The sequence below is a fragment of the Collinsella sp. AF05-9 genome, from assembly GCF_003465595.1.
In the GTDB taxonomy this organism is placed as follows: domain Bacteria; phylum Actinomycetota; class Coriobacteriia; order Coriobacteriales; family Coriobacteriaceae; genus Collinsella.
The window spans coordinates 1-269 of the sequence record NZ_QSBB01000086.1; positions in this window are offsets into that span (position 1 = coordinate 1).

Below are 269 nucleotides of genomic sequence, written 5' to 3' on the forward strand. Positions count from 1 at the left end.
CGTTGGTGGAAATGGTGAAAATGCGTTGGCGCAAATGGCGGGATTGCGTTGGCATGATTGGTTATTGAGCGTTGGTCAAAATGGTTGTTTTTACAGTAGCGCTAACAACTCACCGACAACGGGAGCGAGTTCGCCGACGAGGGCGCCATCGCGGCGCTGATCGGCGAGCGGGACGGCGAGACCAGGCTCTTCTACTGCGACCCCCGGCAGAGCCAGCAGAAGGGCGCGTGCGAGAAGAACCACGTGGAGATCAGGAAGCTGCTGCCCAA